Origin of the sequence: Methyloversatilis discipulorum (genome assembly GCF_018780585.1) — a bacterium.
GTDB classification, from domain to species: Bacteria; Pseudomonadota; Gammaproteobacteria; order Burkholderiales; family Rhodocyclaceae; genus Methyloversatilis; species Methyloversatilis discipulorum_B.
In genome coordinates this window covers 1-1,440 of record NZ_JADMJL010000028.1, presented here as the reverse complement: position 1 = coordinate 1,440, position 1,440 = coordinate 1, and the positions used below count along the sequence as shown (strand labels likewise).

At 52.2% G+C, this 1,440-nt stretch carries 1 pseudogene; it reads left to right on the top strand.

From position 1 onward, the window contains the following. Window positions 1-41 precede the first annotated feature (41 nt). Window positions 42-1,402: pseudogene (locus IV112_RS13950) on the top strand (IS3 family transposase). Window positions 1,403-1,440: the final 38 nt, after the last annotated feature.

Sequence of the window (1,440 nt, the reverse complement as noted above, 5' to 3'; positions counted from 1 at the left end):
TGAACTGACCCCCAGAAGTTGGACAAACTTCAGAGGGTTTCATGGCAAAGTACAAAACAGAATTTAAGCTTGACGTAGTCAAAAGCTTTTTAGCGGGTGAAGGCGGAGCGAAGCTGCTGGCACGGCGTTGGTCAGTGCCCGAGGAAAAAATCCGTACCTGGGTGAGCCATTACCGCTTGCATGGCATCGAGGGATTGCGTCCCAAACGTAGCTCGTATAGCGCGCAATTCAAGCTGCAGGTACTATCGCATCAGGACCGCGAACGGCTCTCAAGCCGCAAGGTGGCGGCACTCTATGACATCCGTAATCCCAATCAGGTTGTGGTCTGGCGGCGTAATCTCGGTGCAGATGACCTGGAAGCTCTCAGTAACGATAAAAGTGGGCTCCCCAGTATGAAATCCAAAAGCTGTTGCGCTGAAGCGTCGAGCACGGCGATCACCGATTCGGTACACGCCTTGCGTGAAGAGAACGAACGACTGCGCGCGGAGGTGGCGTATCTAAAAAAATCACATGCCTTGATCCGGACGAAAAGATCAGCTGCGCTGACAAAGCGCGTCTAATCCTCGGGTTGAGGCATCACCATAAATTGGCGGATTTACTGCTTGCAGCAAGCCTTGCTCGCAGCTCTTTTTACTACCAGTGCAATGCGCTTGTGCGTACGGAGCAACACAGCAACTTGAAGGCCAAGATTCGTGCCATCTATGACGAGCACAAGGGTCGATATGGCTACAGACGGATCACGGCTGAACTGTGCAATTCAATGGCGGAATCCGTTAACCATAAATGCGTGCAGCGTCTAATGCAAAAGATGGGACTGCGCTCGCTGATTCGGGCGAAGAAGCGCTCCAGGCTTGTCCAAGGCGTAAGCGATGTGCATGTACCCAATGTCCTGAAGCGTGACTTCTGCGCGACTGCGCCCAACCAGAAGTGGGTAACCGATATCACCGAGTTCAAAGTGCATGGGCAGAAGCTCTATCTATCGGCCTGTATGGACCTCTATAACGGCGAGATCATCGCGCACCGCATGGCCGAGCGCCCAGTTTTTGAACTGGTTTTTGGCACGTTTGAGATGGCGCTTGCAAGTTTGGAAGACTCATCCAAATTGACAGTTCACTCGGACCAAGGCTGGCAGTACAAAATGCAGCCCTATCGGGCGATGCTCGCGCATCACGGTGTAACGCAAAGCATGAGCCGCAAAGGAAATTGTTTTGACAATGCGGCGATCGAGAGTTTCTTTGGAACCTTAAAGGCCGAGTATTTCCATCTTGTGAGTTTCGACGGCCTGGCGGAACTCAAAGCAGGGGTGCACGATTACATTCGTTACTACAACCAAGAGCGCATCAAGCTCAGATTGCACGGGCTCAGTCCGGTGAAGTACCGTTTGAGAAACATCAACTGTTAGGATACATCGCAACCGTCCAACTTCTGGGGGTCAGTTCA